Origin of the sequence: Sphingobium sp. B11D3D (assembly GCF_025961755.1) — a bacterium.
Taxonomy (GTDB): Bacteria; Pseudomonadota; Alphaproteobacteria; order Sphingomonadales; family Sphingomonadaceae; genus Sphingobium.
In genome coordinates this window covers 1,129,910-1,147,752 of sequence record NZ_JAOQOG010000001.1, presented here as the reverse complement: position 1 = coordinate 1,147,752, position 17,843 = coordinate 1,129,910, and the positions used below count along the sequence as shown (strand labels likewise).

18 protein-coding genes and 1 other RNA gene are annotated in these 17,843 nt (G+C 64.8%); 10 read left to right on the top strand and 9 right to left on the bottom strand.

Translation table 11 applies throughout. The features are described from left to right. Nucleotides 1–26: 26 nt before the first annotated feature. From M2334_RS05415 to M2334_RS05395, 5 genes are all read right to left on the bottom strand, one after another. Complete coding sequence (locus M2334_RS05415) at nt 27–935, bottom strand: DMT family transporter (protein ID WP_264594099.1); 909 nt, start codon at nt 933–935, stop codon at nt 27–29. A 150-nt stretch (nt 936–1,085) separates the two neighbouring features. Then, nucleotides 1,086–1,183: signal recognition particle sRNA small type (gene ffs, locus M2334_RS05410), an RNA gene on the bottom strand. 177 nt (nt 1,184–1,360) lie between these two features. After that, nucleotides 1,361–1,696, bottom strand: a complete 336-nt coding sequence (locus tag M2334_RS05405) for a 2Fe-2S iron-sulfur cluster-binding protein (protein ID WP_264594098.1) — start codon at nt 1,694–1,696, stop codon at nt 1,361–1,363. Beyond that, the gene (locus M2334_RS05400; RefSeq protein WP_264594097.1) at nt 1,693–2,799 is read right to left on the bottom strand and encodes a cysteine desulfurase family protein; all 1,107 of its coding nucleotides are present in this window, start codon (nt 2,797–2,799) and stop codon (nt 1,693–1,695) included. The genes M2334_RS05405 and M2334_RS05400 overlap by 4 nt, the downstream gene beginning before the upstream one ends. Further along, entirely contained in the window at nt 2,796–3,848 is a 1,053-nt protein-coding gene (locus M2334_RS05395) for a cysteine desulfurase family protein (protein ID WP_264594096.1), read from the bottom strand. Before M2334_RS05395 ends, M2334_RS05400 begins: the two co-directional genes overlap by 4 nt. Nucleotides 3,849–3,947: 99 nt before the next feature. Here M2334_RS05395 and M2334_RS05390 point away from each other — a divergent pair, with 99 nt between their 5' ends. The 3 genes from M2334_RS05390 (at nt 3,948) to M2334_RS05380 (ending at nt 5,810) form a co-directional block, all read left to right on the top strand. Further along, nucleotides 3,948–4,739 carry a TSUP family transporter gene (locus M2334_RS05390; protein ID WP_264594095.1) on the top strand — a complete coding sequence of 264 codons (792 nt, stop codon included), beginning with the start codon at nt 3,948–3,950 and terminating at the stop codon, nt 4,737–4,739. 115 nt (nt 4,740–4,854) lie between these two features. After that, entirely contained in the window at nt 4,855–5,511 is a 657-nt protein-coding gene (locus tag M2334_RS05385) for an alpha/beta hydrolase (RefSeq protein WP_181560275.1), read from the top strand. Next, complete coding sequence (locus tag M2334_RS05380; protein ID WP_264594094.1) at nt 5,511–5,810, top strand: putative quinol monooxygenase; 300 nt, start codon at nt 5,511–5,513, stop codon at nt 5,808–5,810. The genes M2334_RS05385 and M2334_RS05380 overlap by 1 nt, the downstream gene beginning before the upstream one ends. Nucleotides 5,811–5,824: 14 nt before the next feature. On the opposite strand, the gene M2334_RS05375 is transcribed toward M2334_RS05380, so the two are convergent. Both M2334_RS05375 and M2334_RS05370 read right to left on the bottom strand, forming a co-directional pair. After that, nucleotides 5,825–6,706, bottom strand: a complete 882-nt coding sequence (locus M2334_RS05375) for a DMT family transporter (protein WP_264594093.1) — start codon at nt 6,704–6,706, stop codon at nt 5,825–5,827. A gap of 112 nt (nt 6,707–6,818) precedes the next feature. Then, entirely contained in the window at nt 6,819–8,606 is a 1,788-nt protein-coding gene (locus tag M2334_RS05370; RefSeq protein WP_264604949.1) for an ABC-F family ATP-binding cassette domain-containing protein, read from the bottom strand. A gap of 139 nt (nt 8,607–8,745) precedes the next feature. Here M2334_RS05370 and M2334_RS05365 point away from each other — a divergent pair, with 139 nt between their 5' ends. The 4 genes from M2334_RS05365 to M2334_RS05350 all read left to right on the top strand — a co-directional run bounded on the left by M2334_RS05365 (nt 8,746) and on the right by M2334_RS05350 (nt 11,948). Further along, the gene (locus M2334_RS05365; protein ID WP_264604948.1) at nt 8,746–9,480 is read left to right on the top strand and encodes an SIMPL domain-containing protein; all 735 of its coding nucleotides are present in this window, start codon (nt 8,746–8,748) and stop codon (nt 9,478–9,480) included. A 58-nt stretch (nt 9,481–9,538) separates the two neighbouring features. Further along, complete coding sequence (locus M2334_RS05360; RefSeq protein WP_264594090.1) at nt 9,539–9,856, top strand: hypothetical protein; 318 nt, start codon at nt 9,539–9,541, stop codon at nt 9,854–9,856. Between the two features lie 48 nt (nt 9,857–9,904). Beyond that, nucleotides 9,905–10,570 carry a response regulator transcription factor gene (locus M2334_RS05355; protein WP_181560281.1) on the top strand — a complete coding sequence of 222 codons (666 nt, stop codon included), beginning with the start codon at nt 9,905–9,907 and terminating at the stop codon, nt 10,568–10,570. Between the two features lie 73 nt (nt 10,571–10,643). After that, nucleotides 10,644–11,948, top strand: coding sequence for a sensor histidine kinase (locus tag M2334_RS05350; RefSeq protein ID WP_181561478.1), 1,305 nt, complete (start codon nt 10,644–10,646; stop codon nt 11,946–11,948). A 4-nt stretch (nt 11,949–11,952) separates the two neighbouring features. Here the strand turns inward: M2334_RS05350 and M2334_RS05345 are convergent, their stop codons facing one another. Further along, nucleotides 11,953–12,357, bottom strand: coding sequence for a MerR family transcriptional regulator (locus M2334_RS05345; RefSeq protein WP_264604947.1), 405 nt, complete (start codon nt 12,355–12,357; stop codon nt 11,953–11,955). 68 nt (nt 12,358–12,425) lie between these two features. On the opposite strand from M2334_RS05345, the gene M2334_RS05340 reads away from it, so the two are divergent. Continuing rightward, the gene (locus M2334_RS05340) at nt 12,426–13,205 is read left to right on the top strand and encodes a glutaredoxin (protein ID WP_264604946.1); all 780 of its coding nucleotides are present in this window, start codon (nt 12,426–12,428) and stop codon (nt 13,203–13,205) included. 46 nt (nt 13,206–13,251) lie between these two features. On the opposite strand, the gene purC is transcribed toward M2334_RS05340, so the two are convergent. Continuing rightward, nucleotides 13,252–14,031 (bottom strand): phosphoribosylaminoimidazolesuccinocarboxamide synthase, encoded by a 780-nt coding sequence (purC, locus tag M2334_RS05335; protein ID WP_181560284.1) that lies wholly within the window; start codon nt 14,029–14,031, stop codon nt 13,252–13,254. 190 nt (nt 14,032–14,221) lie between these two features. On the opposite strand from purC, the gene M2334_RS05330 reads away from it, so the two are divergent. Together M2334_RS05330 and M2334_RS05325 are read left to right on the top strand one after the other, a co-directional pair. Further along, a complete protein-coding gene (locus M2334_RS05330) occupies nt 14,222–15,463 on the top strand; it encodes a putative DNA modification/repair radical SAM protein (protein ID WP_264604945.1) in 1,242 nt (413 codons plus the stop codon). After that, complete coding sequence (locus M2334_RS05325; protein WP_413716431.1) at nt 15,460–16,884, top strand: UdgX family uracil-DNA binding protein; 1,425 nt, start codon at nt 15,460–15,462, stop codon at nt 16,882–16,884. The genes M2334_RS05330 and M2334_RS05325 overlap by 4 nt, the downstream gene beginning before the upstream one ends. Nucleotides 16,885–17,843: the final 959 nt, after the last annotated feature.

The window sequence follows — 17,843 nt, the reverse complement described above, 5'->3', positions numbered from 1 at the left end:
CGTTCTAGCTGCACTTGCGCAGGAAGTTAATGCGCCATCGGGGCGCGGACGGATCGCCGCAGGAAGGGCAGCGCGATGCCGATGAAGATCAGGCCCATGCCGGCAAGATGGTAGCCATGCAGCGGTTCGTCCAGCAGCAGCGCGGCGAGCAGCGCGCCGAACACCGGCTGCAGGTTGATCACCTGCCCTGCATCGCCCGCGCCGATCTGCTCCACCGCCAGGTTGAACAGGAAGTAGGCGACCAGCGAGGGCAGCAGGATGACATAGGCGACGCCCGCCGCGACCCCCGGCGTCATGATCACCCGCGCGTGCGTCAGTTCATAAGCCGACAGCGGCGCCATGCACAGCACGCCGATGAACGCGGTGATCGCCAGAAAGCTCAGCCCGTGAATCTTGGGCCGCAGGCGCAGAAACACGGTGTAGAGCGACCAGAGACTGACCGCGCACAGCACCAGCAGATCGCCCCGGTTGAACACCATCGAGAACAGGGCCGAAGGATTGCCCTGCAGGATGATCGTAAGCACCCCGGCGGCCGCCATGATCACCCCCACCACCTGCATGGCGCGCGGGCGATTGCGGAAGAACAAGAAATCGAAGAGCAGCACCAGCGCCGGAATCGCCGCCTGGATGAGCAGGCTGTTCGCCGCCGTCGTATATTGCAGGCCGGAATACATGAAGGCGTTGAAGCAGCCGACGCCGATCACGCCGAGGAACAGAATGATCTTCCAATTGGCTTTCGCCACGGGCCAGTCCTGCCGCAAATAGCGCCAGGCCACCGGCAGCGCGATCAGGGTCGCGCCGCTCCAGCGCCAGAAGGCTAGCGTGAAAGGGGGCATTTCGGTGTGGATGGCCCGCGCAACCACGGAGTTGCCGGACCAAAGCAGCATCACCAGCACCAGCATGAGATAGACGATGGTTCGGGATCTGCCGGCCATGAACTCAGTCCTTTCGCGCGCGCCGCTCAGCCACGAAAGCGCGGCCTGCCTATGACGCCATGCCCATGACGCCCTATCCTGCCCCCCGCAAGTCCGCGCGCAGGCCCGCAAGCAGAAGAGCGCTGCAGAACAAGGCGATGACAATGAAGAGGAGGTGGAAGCCGGAACGACCCGCAGCGAATTCGTTGTGGCTGCTTCCGTCAGGACCTGACCAGGTTGGCGAAGACTACGTCCGCCCGACTTCCGCGGCGCATATGGCGGTATGAGGCGGGAAATGCAAGCGGCGCGAGGCCGGTCGTAAGGTCACTTTCCCGTCAATCCCGCCAACGCGGGAATCTAGGAGCGGAAGAGCGGTTCAGCTGAGTTCTGGATTTCCGTGTTCACGAAGATGACGGAGAACGACGGAGTGGTTAGCCTGCCCTGCCTCAAGCCCCCTGCATGTTCCGGCTCTCGGCGGGAATGTGCACGGTCAGCGTCTCCAGCGCGTCACTCAGCACGATTTGGCAGGAGAGCCGGCTTGTCCGAGTGGTGGCGGCAGCCAGATCGAGCATGTCCTCCTCATCCTCGCTGGCGCGGGGGAGCTTGCTGAAGTGCTCCGCGTCCACGATCACATGGCAGGTGGAGCAGGCCATCTGCCCCTCGCAGGTGCCTTCCAGCGGCTGGCCGGCAGCTTGCGCTACGTCGAGCAGAATGTCGCCCGCGCTGGCCTCCACTTCCTGCACATGTTCGCCATTGGCGCTGATGAAGCGGACTAAGGTCATGCGGGCACTCCCTGTGCGTCGGCGGCCTGATTGAGCAGGCTCGCGGCTTCTTCCAGATCGGCCATGCTGGTGTAGCGCCCCATGCCGATCCGCACCGAACTGCGCGCCTCTGCATCGCTCAGACCCATGGCCTTGAGCACATGGCTCGGCCGGCCGGACCCGCTTGCGCAAGCAGACCCGAGGGAAACGGCGACCGTCCGCACGTCCGAGATCAGCCGCGCCGCGTCCAGCCCCGCCCAGCGGAGATTGAGATTGCCATGATAGCGCGCCTCGCCGGTACCATTGAGGTGCCAATCCGCAAACAGCTCCAGCGCGCGCGTCCAGAGCGCTTCGACATGGGCGAGGTCGGCATAGCGGCGCTGCGCCGCCAGTTGCGCGGCCACACCGAAGCCCGCGCATAGCATGGGCGAGAGCGTCCCCGGCCTCACCCCCTGTTCCTGCCCGCCACCATGCATGAGCGGCGGCAGGTCAAGCCCTTCGCGTAGCCACAGCGCGCCCACGCCCTTGGGGCCGTGGATCTTGTGAGCACTGATCGCGATCAGGTCCGCCTGAGGGGTCGTCAGTCGGCCAAAACCCTGCACGGCGTCGCACAATGTCGGCACGCCAGCCGCGCGCGCGATCACGAACAGCCGGTCGAGTGGCTGCACCACGCCGATCTCATTGTTCACCTGCATTACCGCAAGCAGGGCGGCTCGCTCGTCGATCGCCGCCTCGGCAATCTCCAGATCGACCAGCCCGTCGGCATTCACCGGCACGATCACCGGTTCGAAACCCTCGCGACGCAAAGCCATCACCGTATCGAGCACGGCGGCATGTTCGGTCGCCACCGTCACCACCCGTCGCCGGCTCTGCGGAGCAGCCCGCGCGGCGCCGATAATGGCCATGTTCAGCGCCTCGGTCGCGCCGCTGGTGAAGATCAGGCGGCCATCCGCGCGGCCCAGCGCATCTAGAATGCGGCCCCGCGCCAGCTCGACATCCGCCGCCGCGATGCGGCCGACGCGATGCGCGCTGTTCGGATTGCCATAATGATCCATCGCGGCCACCATGGCATCCGCAACCTCCGGCGCCAGCGGCGTGGTGGCCTGGTAATCGAGGTAGATCATCGTCTTGCGTTCCCGTGCGCGATGGCCTGCCACTCAGTGAGAAAATCGTCAATGTCGGCCGCACACGTGTCATGCCCCATAGTGACACGGATCACCTCGGCGGCCTCAGCCTGCGGCCAACCCATGGCCGCCAACACATGGCTGGTGCGCAAGCTACCCGACGAGCAGGCGCTGCCCGCCGACACCGCAATCCCGGCCATGTCGAAGCGGATGAGCTGCGCTTGCGCGGACACACTGGGCATTCGGTAGCTCGCGATAGTCGACAAGCGCGGGGAAGCGCCCGCCACGATCACACCGCCGGCGGCGAGAATAGCCGCGTCCATCCGCTCGCGCCAGCCGGCGACGTCAGCCAACCAGCCGCGCGGGGCTTCCAGCGCCGCCGCAAAGCCCTGCGCCAGCGGCATGGCCTCGGTGCCGGCGCGGTAGCCCTGCTCCTGCCCGCCGCTTGGGCTGAGCAGCGTCAGATCCCGTACCAGCAGCGCACCAATGCCGATCGGCCCGCCCAGCTTGTGCGCGCTCAGGACGATCAGGTCCGGACCTTTCGGAAGCGGCATCTTCCCAGCCGATTGGCTGCAATCGGCCAGCAGCAGGCCATTTTGCGCGTGGATGCGCTCGGCGAACGCCTCCAGCGGCTGGATCACGCCGGTCTCGCTATTGACCTGCTGGATCGCGATCAGCGTACCCGGCGCAATGGCATCGGGCAGGCACACGATCCCGTCATGATCGACCGGCAGCCGGCGATCCTCCGGAATGTGGCGCAGCACAGCATCATGTTCGCTTGCCCCTGCCAGCAAAGGAGACGCCTTCGCGCGCGTCAACGCGATGGCCAGGGCCTCGCTCGCGCCGGCGGTGAACAACACATGCCCATCCCAATCCATCGCCCGCGCCACGCGGCGGCGGGCATCCTCCAGCAAGGCGCGCGCCTGACGACCGGCGGCATGCGGCGATGAGGGATTGGCCCAAGCATCGAACCCGGCCAGCATCGCAGCGCGAGCCTGCGGCAGCAGCGGTGTGGTCGCGGCATGATCGAGATAGATGCGTCGGCTCATCGCCCCTTCCCTACAGGCCCGTCGCGCCGCGGCAAATGGATTTGCCCTCTGGTGCAATCAGCCATGTTGCGGCGCAACACAGACCTGATATGCGAAGGCATGGATCCAGCCTTCGACATCATCCTTATCCTCATGGCCGTGGCGTTTCTCGCCGCGACCATCGACGCCATGGCGGGCGGCGGTGGCCTCGTCACCATTCCCGCGCTGCTGGCGGCGGGCATCCCGCCCGTCGCCGCGCTGGCGACCAACAAGCTCCAGAGCAGCTTTGGCACCTGCGGCGCCGTCATCGCCTTCGCCCGGCGCGGACATATTGATTTCCGCCGCTTCGCCTTGCCGGCGCTGGCGTCATTTATCGGCTCTGCGGGCGGCGCGTTTCTGGTGACGCGGATCGATTCCGGCTTTCTCTCCGCGCTGCTGCCGATGCTGCTGATCGCGATGGTGCTCTATTTCCTCCTCTCGCCCCGCATGAGCGATGAGGACAGGCACAGCCGCTTCGGCCCGCTCGCGATTATCGTCACAGCGGCGATCATCGGCGGCTATGACGGCTTTTTCGGGCCCGGCACCGGCTCCTTCTTCACCACCGCGCTGGTCGGCCTGTTTGGCCTGGGCCTCATCCGCGCCGTAGCCCATACCAAGCTGCTCAATTTCGCTAGCAATTTCTCCAGCGTGATCGTCTTCATCATCGGCGGGCATGTGCTCTGGATCACCGGCCTTGCCATGGCGGTTGGCAGCATCGCAGGCGGACAATTCGGCGCCTATCTCGCGATCCGCTTCGGCGCCGGAATCGCGCGACCCCTGCTGATCGTCATGTCCCTCGCGCTCACCACCAAGCTCCTGCTGGACCCGACGAACCCCCTCACCGCCGCTGCTCTGGGCTGGCTCCGGGGCTGAAGCGGGCGCCCTCCACCAGAAACATTGCGAAAATCGCGCTTCCGCCTATATAAGCGCCCGTCCCGCGTCGTCGGCCAGTCTCGGTCGCCCGCTCCCATTTCAAGTCTCAGGTGCCATGCCCGACGTCATTTTTCCCGGTCCCGAAGGCCGTCTCGAAGGTCGTTTCAGCCCTCCGCCCCGCCCGCGTGCGCCCGTTGCGCTGATCCTGCATCCGCACCCGCAGGGCGGCGGCACGATGAACGATCGCATCACGCAGGCACTCTACAAGACCTTCGTGAAGCGCGGTTTCGCGACGCTGCGGTTCAATTTCCGGGGTGTCGGTCGCTCGCAGGGCGTGTTCGACAATGGCATCGGCGAGCTCTCCGATGCCGCCGCCGCGCTCGACTGGATCCAGAGCTTCCACCAGGAAGCGCAGACGACGTGGATCGCCGGTTTCTCGTTCGGTGCGTGGATCTCCATGCAGCTGCTGATGCGCCGGCCGGAAGTGCGCGGCTTCATCTCGGTCGCGCCGCCGGCGAACATGTACGACTTCTCGTTCCTCGCGCCCTGCCCCGCCTCCGGCATCATCGTCCAGGGCGTGAACGATGAGGTCGTCTCCGCCGCCTCCGTGCAGAAGCTGGTCGACAAGCTGCGCACGCAGAAGGGCATCACCATCCATCATGACGAGATCCGCAACGCCAATCACTTCTTCGAGCATGAGCTCGACCAGCTGATGATGAGCGTCGACAATTATCTCGACATGCGCCTCGCCCCGGATTCGCCGATCCGCTGATGCTGATCCTCGCCGGGTCCGTTCGGTTGCCGCCGGAGAACTTGGCCGCAGCGCGTCCGGTTATTGCGCGGATGGTCGCAGCTAGCCGCGCGGAGCCGGGTTGCATCGCCTACAGCTTCGCCGAGGACCTCGCGGAACCCGGGCTGCTGCGTATCTTCGAGGTCTTCCGCGACCGTGAGGCCCAGCAGGCCCATGCCGCGAGCCAGCACATGAAGGACTGGCGCGCCACATGGGAAGACCTCGGCATCGGCGACAAGCAGATCACCCATTATGAGGTTTCGGCCACCGCCGAGGGTTGACCCCTCGGGTGCGCTCACACCGTCGCGGGCGGAGTCCGGCGGCGGCGCTTCAGCACGATCAACATGCCGGCGCTGCCGATCGTCAGCATCCCGACAATCGCCACCGGATCGGGCACATGCCGGAACACGATCCAGCCCAGCGCCGTCGCCCACAGCACCTGCAGATAGGTGATCGGCGCCAGGGTCGAAGCCGGGGCGTGGCGAAAGGCCGCCGTGAACAGATAATGCCCCACCCCGCCCCACAGGCCCAGCGACGCCAGCAGCGCGCCTTCCAGCAGCGTCGGCATCCGTCCCGCCCAGTAGAAGGGCGCTGCCACGCCAAACACGAGGCTGCCAACAGCGGCGCTATAAAACAGCAGGGCGAAGGTTTTTTCGGTCGCCGCGAGCGTGCGGGACATCAGCTGATAGGTGCCATTGAGCATGGCGGCGCCCAAAGCGAGCATGACGCCCACGACATCCAGCCCGCCACCCGGCCGCGCGATCAGCACGACGCCAGCCAGCCCGAGCAACACAGCGCCCCAGCCTCGCAGCCCGACTTCCTCGCCGAGCAGCAGCCCGCCACCCAGCGCGACCAGTGTCGGCGCGAGAAACATGATCGCAGTCGCTTCGCCGACCGGCATGCGGGTGAGCGCCAGCGCCATCAGTACGGAGGCGCAGGCGAGGCAGCAGCCACGCAACCAGACGAGCGCGGTGCGCGTCGTGCGCACCATCTCCCGCCCGCCGCGCGGCGCCATGACGACGAGCATCAACAAGAGGTTGCCGATGAAACGCGCCGCCACGATCACCGGCGCCTCGAAATGCACGGTGAGCACTTTCGTGGTCGTATCCAGCGCCGCGAACAGCAGCAAAGCGGCGGCGCAGAGCAGAATTCCACGAATCGGTTGAGTGCTGGTCATCTGAATGCTCGTCGGCGACAACGCCCCCGCCGACCATGGCTGGGCGCGTCGAAAATCTTGATCCACGCGGTCCGACTAAAGAGGGCGGGACGCCACGCAGCCCTTGCCGGGCTCAACCCTGCAGGGCCTCGACCTGCTCGGCCAGTTCTAGCCAGCGCTCCTCGGCCGCATCCTTTTGGGCGCGCGCCTTTTCGATCGTCGCGCTCAACTCGGCGAAGCGCTTGGGGTTCTTGGTATAGAGATCGGGGTCGGCGAGCGCGGCTTCATCGTGGGCAATCGCCGCCTCGAGCGCTTCGATCTGACCCGGCAACAGATCATAATCCCGCTGGTCCTTGTAGCTGAGCTTCGCCGCCTTGGGCGGCGGTGGCGCAGCGGGTGCATCCGCCTTCGCAGCCGATCGCTTGCCCGCCGCATTGGGCTTTTGGCGCTTGGCTTCCCAGTCCGCATAGCCGCCGGCGATCACATCGATCCGGCCGGAGCCATCCAGTCCCAGAGTCACAGTCACCGTGCGGTCGAGGAAGTCGCGATCATGGCTGACGATCAGCACCGTACCGTCATAATCGGCAATCACTTCCTGCAGCAGGTCGAGCGTTTCCAGGTCGAGATCGTTGGTCGGCTCGTCCAGCACCAGCAGGTTGGATTCGCGCGCGAATTCGCGCGCCAGCAACAGGCGCGAGCGCTCGCCGCCCGAGAGCGTGCCGATCTTCGCCTCGGCCAGCGACGGATCGAACAGAAAGTCCTTGAGATACCCGTGGACATGCTTGCGCACGCCGCGCACGTCGATCCAGTCGCCGCCCTCGGCCAGCACATCGCGCACCCTTTTGTCCGGCTGCATCAGCGAGCGTTGCTGGTCGATGACGATGCCGTCCAGCGTCTTGGCCAGCGTGATGGTGCCGCTATCCGGCTGCAGATCGCCGGTCAGCAGGCGCAGCAACGTCGTCTTGCCGGCCCCGTTTCCGCCGACGATGCCAATGCGGTCGCCGCGCTGAATGCGGATCGAGAAATCCTTGATGACCGCGCGGTCGCCAAACTGCTTGGTGACGTGCTCGGCGGTGATGACGCTCTTGGTCTTGGTGTCGTTGGCGGTGACCTCCAGCTTGGCGCCGCCCTGCGGGCCGATCATCGCCGCGCGTTGGGCACGCATCTCCCACAGCTTGCCCAACCGCCCCTGATTGCGCTTGCGCCGCGCCGTCACGCCTCGCTCCAGCCAATGCGCCTCGATCTTCAGCTTGGCGTCGAGCTTCTCGGCCGCGCGGGCCTCGTCCGCATAGGCCTTTTCCATCCAGGCCTCGAACCCGCCAAAGCCGATCTCCTGCCGCCGCAGGCTGCCCCGGTCGAGCCAGAGCGTCGACCGGGTAAGACGCGTAAGGAATGTCCGGTCATGGCTGATGACGATGAATGCGCCATTGAAGCGCGACAGCCAATCCTCCAGCCAAGTGATCGCGGCGATATCGAGATGGTTGGTAGGCTCGTCCAGCAACAGGATATCGGGCTCGCTCGCCAGTGCCCGGCAAATCGCTGCCCGCCGCCGCTCGCCGCCCGATGCGGTCGATGCCGCGCGGGAGAGGTCGATGCCGAGTTGGTCGGCAATCGCTTCCACCTCATGCGCCGCCGGCGCCTTGGCGCCAGACGTGGCGAAATCATGCAGCGTTGCGAAGGCGGAGACATCCGGATCTTGCTCCAGCATCACCACATGGCGCCCGGGCACGACCGAGCGCTTGCCTTCGTCCGGCTCCACCGTGCCGGCGATCAGCTTGAGCAGAGTGGTCTTCCCGGCCCCGTTGCGACCGATCAGCGCAAGGCGATCACGCTCGCCGACATGAATGTCCAGACCACGGAACAGCCAGCCGGCGCCCTGGATGAGACCGAGATTCTCGAAGGAAAGAAGTGGCGGGGCCATGGCAAGGCGCTAAAACAGATGCAAGCGGCGGGAGCAAGGGCTGAGGCGCCAGATGAACGGGAAGAAACTCGATGGGTCAGGATGCGTTCAGAAGCTTCAGCCCATTTCTATGGCTATCACACAAAAGGGAAAATGTTCCATGCGTCGTTTGCCAATTCTGCTCGCTGCAACTGCCGCTCTCATGATGCCGGCGATTGTCTCGGCCCAGCCGCAACCGCCGGCACCCCAGGCTGCCAAGGGCCCGCTGCTGAGCCTGAGCGTCAGTGAATCGGTGAACAGCGCGCCGGATATGGCGACCATCAACACTGGCGTGCAGACCCGCGCGATGTCGGCAAAGGATGCGATGGCGCAGAATGCCATCCAGATGGACAAGCTGATCGCCGCGCTTGTGAAAGCCGGCATCGCCCGCAAGGACATCCAGACCAGCGGCATCAACCTCAACCCGCAATATGATTATAGCGACCGCACGGATGGCAAAGGTCCGCGCTTCATCGGCTATGAAGCCAGCAACCAGCTCACTGTCGCGGTCCGCAAGCTGAATAACGCAGGCGATCTGATCGACTCGCTGGTCGCCGCCGGGGCGACCAACATCAACGGCCCGAGCTTTGGCATTGCCGAGCCGGACAAGCTGCTCGATCAGGCCCGCACCAAGGCGCTAAAAACCGCGCAGGCCCGCGCAAACCTTTATGCGCAGGCGACCGGCTTCCGCACCGCGCGCCTGGTGAGCATCTCCGAAGGTGGCGGTTTCGCGCCGCCGCCGATGCCGATGATGGCGATGCGCGACTCTGCTGCAGCCGCGCCGCAGACCAAGATCGAGCCCGGTGAGATCGCCACCTCGATTTCCCTCAACGTCCAGTATATGCTGGAACCCTGAACGGGGGACAGATGGGACATTCAGCGCTTGTTCAATGCTTGATGGCTAACACGGCATCATGAAAACTCTTTCATCCTCTCTTCTGCTCGGCGGGCTGATGGCACTGGCGGCCACCAGCCTCCCGGTTTCGGCGCAGAGCTTTGCGCGGGGCGATGACCAGCGGGCGGCGCGGCGCGCCATGCTCGATGGTGAGGTGATGCCGTTTTCGATCATCAAGCGTCGTGTCGAGCGCGAGATCAGCGACGCCCAATATGTCGGCGTCGCTCCATCCGTTCGCGAAGGCGTGTACCGGATGCAGTTCCTCCAGCAGGATGGCAAGGTCATCTGGGTTGATGTGGACGGCAAGACCGGCAATATCATCGGACGGACGCGCTGATCCGGCCGGATCGCCTGCGCACGCCCCCTCATTCGGAAAGGAAAAGCCATGCGTCTGCTGATCGTCGAAGATGAGCCGACCTTGGGCAAACAGCTCAAGTCCACGCTCGAAGGCGTCGGCTATGCCGTCGACCTGGCGACCGATGGCGAGGACGGCCATTTCCTCGGATCGACCGAGAGCTACGACGCGATCATCCTGGACCTTGGCCTGCCGGAAATCGACGGCCTGACCGTGCTCGACCGCTGGCGCAAGGAAGGCTCGGCGGTGCCGGTGCTCGTGCTGACAGCGCGGGACAGCTGGTCCGACAAGGTTGCCGGGCTCGATGCCGGTGCGGACGACTATCTCGCCAAGCCGTTCCAGAGCGAGGAGCTGATCGCCCGCCTGCGCGCGCTCATTCGCCGCTCGTCCGGCAATGCCTCGTCCGAGCTCATCGCCGGCAGCGTGCGGCTGGATACCCGCTCGGGCAAGGTCACGCTGAACGGCGAGCCGGTGAAGCTGACCGCGCAGGAATATAAGCTGCTCTCCTACCTCATGCACCACAAGGGCAAGGTAGTGAGCCGCACCGAGCTGATCGAGCATATCTACGATCAGGATTTCGACCGGGATTCCAACACCATCGAGGTGTTCGTTACCCGCATCCGCAAGAAGCTGGGGGCCGATGTGATCTCCACCATCCGCGGTCTGGGCTACAGCCTGGAGGACCCCGCTGGCTGAACCGGCGCCGCACGGAGCGGAGACGGCGCCCCCGCCAGCCTCCAGCCGCAGCACCGGATCGCTCAGCCGCCGCATTCTCGGCATCTCGGCCATCTGGATCGGCCTGCTGTTGCTCGGCGGCGCGCTTGCGCTCGACCGGGTGCTGGTAAGCACCGTCACGCGCACCTTCGATGACGGGCTATCCTATGTGCTGACCGCCATGATCTCCTCGGCGGAGATCGGCCCGGAAGGCGAGGTGCTGTTCAACCGCCCGCTTGCCGACCAGCGGTTTCTGGAGCCGGCGAGCGGGCTCTATTACCAGATCAGCGGTCAGGGCCATGAAGACTGGCGCTCCCGTTCGCTGTGGGATCGCGCGATCCGCGTCACGCCGGGCATGACAACCAATCCCGGCGAGGGGATGGACAGCAACCAGTTCCCCGATGAGCCGCTGCGCCTGATGGCTCGCACCGTGATCCTGCCGGGCAGCAATACGCGGTGGATTTTCATCGTCGCGCAGGCCCGCGAGGGCCTGGACGCGCAGATCCACGCGCTGCGGGCTACGCTGTTCAACAGCTTCGTCATTCTGGGCGTCGGGCTGATCATATTGGCCGGCTTGCAGGTGTTTTTCGGCCTGCGTCCGCTGCGCCATATCCGCCGCGAAATCGCGCGCATGCGGGATGGCGAGAAGAGCCGCGTAACCGTGCCCCTGCCCCGGGAGGTCCAGCCGCTGGTCGAGGAATTGAACGCGCTGCTCGCCCATAACGAGCAGCAGGCGGAGGAAGCCCGCCGCCACGCCGGCAATCTCGCCCACGCGCTCAAGACGCCGCTGACGGTCGTGATGAACGCCGCGACCGCCCAGTCGCCCGACCTCGCCACCACGGTGGTGCGGGAAACCGGGACGATGCGCCGCCAGATCGATCACCATCTCGCCCGTGCCCGTGCCCTCGGCCGGCGCGGCGCGGCACAAAGCCGCACATTGGTGTGGCCGAGCCTCGAAGCGGTGGAGCGCGCCGTCGAGCGCCTCTACCCGGATGTCCGCATCGACCGCGACGGCGCGCAGACAGCCGTCGTCCGCGTCGAGCGGCAGGATCTGGACGAGCTGCTTGGCAATCTGGTCGAGAATGCCGCCAAATATGGCGGTGGCAGCGTGTTCGTCACCGTGGTGCAGAGTACGCCCTGGGTCGACATTCTCGTCGAGGACGACGGCATGGGCATTCCCGAGGCCGCGCGCGAACGCATCTTCGATCGCGGCGTGCGGCTGGATAGCGGCAAGCCCGGCACCGGCCTTGGCCTCGCCATCGTGCGCGATGTCGCGGAAATCTACGGTGGCTCCGTCACGCTGGACGAGAGCGAGGATCTGGGCGGCCTGATGGTCCGCCTGCGCCTCCCCGCCGGATAAGCTCTTACACGCCGAAGGATTGCAAGATCGGGCACGGCCCTTCTTCGGAACGGGCACAGGTCCGCGCCAACTGGCGCAGCGAGGCGCGGGCCGCTTCGAGTTGCGCGATCTTCTCATCGAGCTGGACCAGCCGCTCTTCCGCCAAGGCGCGCGCGCGGGCACGATCCTGCCCCGCATCGAGCGACAAAAGCGTGCGGATTTCTTCCAGCGTAAAGCCGGCCTGCTGCGCCGCCCGAATGAAGCGCAGCCGCCGGACATCCTCCTCTCCATAGCGCCTTATGCCCCCGGACAGATCATTGCCGGCCTGTTTCTCAGGCGTAGGGAGCAGCCCCTTGCGCTGGTAGAAGCGGATCGTCTCGACCCCCACGTTGCCGGCCGTCGCCAGACCCGAAATGCTCATCGCCGCCATGCTTGACTCCGTACCATGGTACAGACCCTATATGGGGTGCATGGACTTCTCAGCAAGGATGAGCGTCAATGCCTGAACCCCGCGCCACGAGCAGCCGTAAGGCCGTTCTCTATCGGATGGTGATGCCCGGCCACATCTGTCCTTATGGTCTCAAGGCGCTGCACCTGCTGCGCAGCAAAGGCTATGATGTCGAGGATCGCTGGATCGAAACCCGCGCCCAGCAGGAAGCGTTCAAGGCCGAGCATTATGTGACCACCACGCCGCAGGTGTTCATCGACGGTCAGCGGATCGGTGGCCATGATGACTTGCGCCGCTTCCTGGGCCTGAGCGTCAAAGATCCGAACGCGACGAGCTATACCCCTGTTCTGGTCGTCTTCGCTGTAGCGGCGCTGATCGCGCTGACGATCGATCTGTTGACGGCCGCGCCGCTGCTCAGCCTGCTCACCCTCGAGCGTTTCATCTCCGTGACGATGATCCTGCTGGCGATGCTCAAGCTGCAGGATGTGGATCGGTTCGCGACCATGTTCCTGGGCTATGATCTGCTGGCCCGCAAATGGGTGCCTTATGCCTCGCTCTATCCGTTCGCCCAATTGGGCGCCGGCGTGCTGATGCTCGCGGGGGCCCTGCCCTGGCTCTCGGTGCCAGTCGCCGCGTTCATCGGCGGCATCGGCGCGGTGTCGATCTACAAGGCCGTCTATGTGGAGAAACGCAGCCTCAAATGTGCCTGCGTCGGCGGCGGGACCAATGTGCCACTCGGCTTCGTCTCGCTGACCGAAGACCTGTTCATGGTCGCCATGGCCCTGTGGATGGGCCTCAATGCCTGGGTTCTTCCCGGCGCGCCGATGTAAAGGCGCGGGTGCCGGGCGCCGCTGATAAGCGCCCGGCCCAATCCTCTTACTTGCCGCGCTTCTTGCGGTGGCTCTCCAGATCGAGAACGTCGTTCTCAAGGCCCTCGGGCAGCAGGCCAAGGCGGCGCGCGACTTCCTGATAGGCCTCGACCTCACCCCCCAGATCGCGGCGGAAGCGGTCCTTGTCCAGCTTCTCGTTGGTGGCCATATCCCACAGCCGGCAGCCATCGGGGCTGATCTCGTCGGCCAGGATGATCCGCGAGAAATCGCCATCCCAGATGCGGCCGAACTCCAGCTTGAAGTCGACCAGACGGATGCCGATGCCGGCGAATAAGCCGCTCATGAAGTCGTTCACGCGGATTGCCATGTCGGCGATGTCGTGCATCTCTTCCTGGCTCGCCCAGCCGAAGCAAGCGATATGCTCTTCGGTAATCAGCGGGTCGCCGAGCGCATCGTCCTTGTAATAATATTCGATGAGCGTGCGGGGGAGCTGCGTGCCCTCCTCGATGCCGAGCCGGGTGGAGAGCGAACCGGCGGCGACATTGCGCACCACGACCTCGATCGGCACGATCTCCACCTGACGGATGAGCTGCTCGCGCATGTTCAGCCGCTTGATGAAGTGGGTGGGCACGCCAATGTTCGCGAGCAGCGTGAAGACATGCTCGGAAATCCGGTTGTTCAGAACGCCCTTGCCGGAGATCGTCCCCTTCTTCTGCGCATTGAAGGCGGTCGCATCGTCCTTGAAATACTGGATCAGCGTGCCGGGCTCGGGACCTTCATAAAGGATCTTCGCCTTGCCCTCATAAATCTGGCGACGACGGGACATGTGCGGGTGCCTACTCATCAGTTGTAAAAATCAAGGCCCCGGCGGCGCGAATCAGCGAGGATCAGCGGACACCGGGGCTCTTCCCCAGCGCATAGCGCAAGGCACATGGCAGTGCAATTTTCAGACGAACCGAGCCACGTTGGCCTGCGCGGTGCTTGCCGACCCAGCCGCAAGAACATATAAAGAACAAATGAAACAGGAGACGATCACGGACCGCTTGGCGATCCTTGCCGACGCCGCCAAATATGATGCCTCCTGCGCATCGTCCGGCACGGCTAAGCGCAACAGTCGCGACGGCAAGGGGATCGGCTCGACCGAAGGCATGGGCATCTGCCATGCCTATGCGCCGGACGGGCGCTGCATCTCGCTGCTCAAGATCCTGCTCACCAATCATTGCATTTTCGACTGCCATTATTGCGTCAATCGCAAGAGCTCGAATGTGCGGCGCGCGCGCTTCACGGCACAGGAAGTGGTCGAGCTGACGCTCAACTTCTACCGGCGCAATTATATTGAGGGCCTGTTCCTCTCCTCGGGCATCATCAAGTCCGCCGACCATACGATGGAGCAGCTGATTGAGGTCGCCCGTGCCTTGCGGGAGGATCATGGCTTCAAGGGCTATATCCACCTCAAGACCATTCCCGAGGCTGATCGCGCGCTGGTCGAGCAAGCGGGCCTGTGGGCGGACCGCGTCTCGATCAATGTCGAACTGCCGACCGAGCGCGGCCTGAGCGATCTGGCGCCGGACAAGAATGGCGGGCAGATCGAAGGCGCGATGGCGCGGCTCGGTTCGGCCATGGTCGAGGCGAAGGATGCGCGCAAACGCTTCAAACATGCGCCGATGTTCGCGCCCGCCGGCCAATCTACCCAGATGATCGTCGGCGCGGACGGCGCCAGCGACACGCAGATCATCGGCCGGGCCAGCGAATTATACGACCGCCATCGCCTGCGCCGTGTCTATTACTCCGCCTTTAGCCCGATCCCCGATGCCAGCGCCGTCCTGCCGCTCAAGCGACCACCACTGATGCGCGAGCATCGGCTTTATCAGTCCGACTGGCTGATCCGCTTCTACGGATTTTCGACCAGCGAGGTGCAGACCGCGACCGACGATGACGGCATGCTGGCGCTCGACATCGATCCTAAATTGGCTTGGGCCTTGCGGCACCGGCAGGATTTTCCGGTCGACATCAATCTGGCATCGCGCGAGAAGCTGTTGCGCGTGCCAGGACTGGGCACGCGGGCGGTGGCTGCCATCTTGCAAGCCCGCCGCCATCATCGCCTGCGGCTGGATGATCTTGCCCGGCTCACCCGCACGGTCACCAAATTGCGGCCGTTTATCGTCACGGCCGACTGGCGCCCGACTGGGTTGATCGACACGGCAAACCTGCGCGCCCGACTGGCTCCGCCGCCTCGCCAGATGGAACTGTTCGGGTGAGGCCGGCCCCGCTCCAAGATCAGCCGGCGCTGTTCAATGCCGAGCTGGAGGACGCCCATGATTTCGACACATGGCGTGAGCTGGCCCGCGCCCTGGTCTTGCGGGGCGTCAGTCCGGAGCATATCCGCTGGGCAGCGGCATCGGACAGCGCGCGGGATTTGTTCGCGTCCAAAGACACGCCCGAGCCGGCTCCATCACCCCGCCCGGTCACGGCCAACAAGCGCTTCATCGAGTTGGCCCGCAAGGTGATCCTGCACAGCTCGGATACACGGTTGGCGCTGCTCTATCGCCTGCTGTGGCGCCTGCAAAGCGACCCGCACCTGCTTGAAAAGACGAGCGATGCTGATGTGCACGCCCTGACGCAGTTGGAGCGGCAGGTACGCCGCGACATTCACAAGATGCGTGCGTTCGTGCGGTTCCGGCTGGCCCACGATCCCGACGGAACGGACCGCTACGTGGCCTGGTTCGAGCCGGATCACGCGATCGTGCGCGCCAATGCCCCGTTTTTCCTCAATCGGTTCGCGAGCCAGCGCTGGTCCATCCTGACGCCCGATCTCAGCCTTCACTGGGATGGCACCCTGCTTGCGGAGGGGCCGGGCGCTGACTCCCGGGATGCCCCCGGCGAAGACGAGATCGAAGGGCTTTGGCAGCGTTATTATGCCTCCATCTTCAACCCAGCGCGGCTCAAGGTGGCGATGATGGTGAAGGAAATGCCTCGACGCTACTGGAAGAACCTGCCGGAAGCCGCGTTGATCCCCGCACTGATTGCCGGCGCGCAGGCTCGCGAGGCTCAGATGGTCGATCAGGGCGCCGATCCCTTCCAGCGCCCGCCCCCGACGTCCCTCGGCGAGATTGCCGAGGGCATCTCAACCTGCACGGCCTGCCCGATCGGCTGCAACGGCACGCGCGCCGTCGCCGGCGAAGGGCCCGGCAACGCGCGGCTGATGATCGTGGGCGAGCAGCCGGGCGATTTCGAAGAGCAGCAGGGCCGGCCTTTTGTCGGCCCGGCGGGGCAGTTGCTCGACGGGCATCTTGAGACGGCTGGGTTCGATCGTCCCGAGATCCGGCTGACCAACGCCGTCAAACATTTCAAATTCGAGCAACGCGGCAAGCGTCGTCTCCACCAGAACCCGACCGCCGGGGAGATCGACTATTGCCGCTGGTGGCTCGATGCCGAAAGACGGATCGTTCAGCCAACAATCGTGCTAGCCTTAGGCGCGAGCGCAGGACGCGCCCTGCTGGGCCGAACACCCAGCATCGCCAAGGAGCGTGGCCAACCCTATCAGCTCGCGGACGGCAGCCAGCTCTGGCTGAGCGCCCATCCCAGCTATCTGCTGCGCCTGAGCGGCGAGGCGCAAACGCGGGAACAGACTTTGTTCGCCCGCGATCTGGCGGCGGTCCGCGTGGCGCTGCAAGGTTGAGAGCGCAAGAGACGCGGTGCGACGGCCGCTGATGTTGCGCACAGGCCTGCGGAGATCACTTGGAATAAAAGGGGAGCAGAGAGCCATCGAACTGACCATCTCCCGATCGCAGCGAACGCAAGTACAGGCCGAAATCGGGAACGACGGAGCCGAGAGACGCGCGACATCGGTACTGCGCTCATTTTTAAAGGCGGAGGGTGTACGCCGAAATTTTTGTGTCCATAAGGCTTTGACCAAGGACAAGATCCTTCACGGCCGCCACGCGCGACGCCTCTTTAAGACGCCGATTAAAGGATGCGACCAACCGCGATCATGCGCTTCGTGTCGCCGAGCAAGGGAAGCACGCGCGAGCATTGCTTCCCGCCCCCATAAAGGCCGCCCCGCAACAATTTCGCGGCGAGGACAACGAAGCCTTGCCCGACGAGATTGTCCGCTGGAGGGACCCTGAAAGTCCTCCAACCCGATCCCGTCGTGCGCCAGCAAACCGGCTGGCCGGGAATCGAACCTGGCAGCGAGCGATGGGAAAGTGTTCGCGCAACTGCCGCCTTCAGAGATGACATTACAAGCTGCGAGATTGACCTGACGGCGCCAACGAATAGCGAGCTGTCCGTTTTTTCACTAGCTGGTCCGCCTAAGCGTCGCCTTCCGCAGGCAGCAGCACGACCAGCCGGAAGTCGGGATGCCCATTGGCGCCAACGGCATCTGCTTAGCCTGCACTGCGCCCCGCACCGGATTACCCTGTCCGCTCCTGACCAACTTACGCCATTCAGAGTTGGATGCCCGTATGGCCGCTTAGGTCTGAATCGATGACAGCTTTCAGCAACCGCCCATCGACATTTGAACAACGCTATCACGACCAATGCCCCCTGCCCCACCCTCCGCTAAGGCCGTGGACATAGCCAAGAGAGCGCTCGGTGGCGGGGTCCCGTGCGATGGAACGATGGAGCGGCCCATCTCAA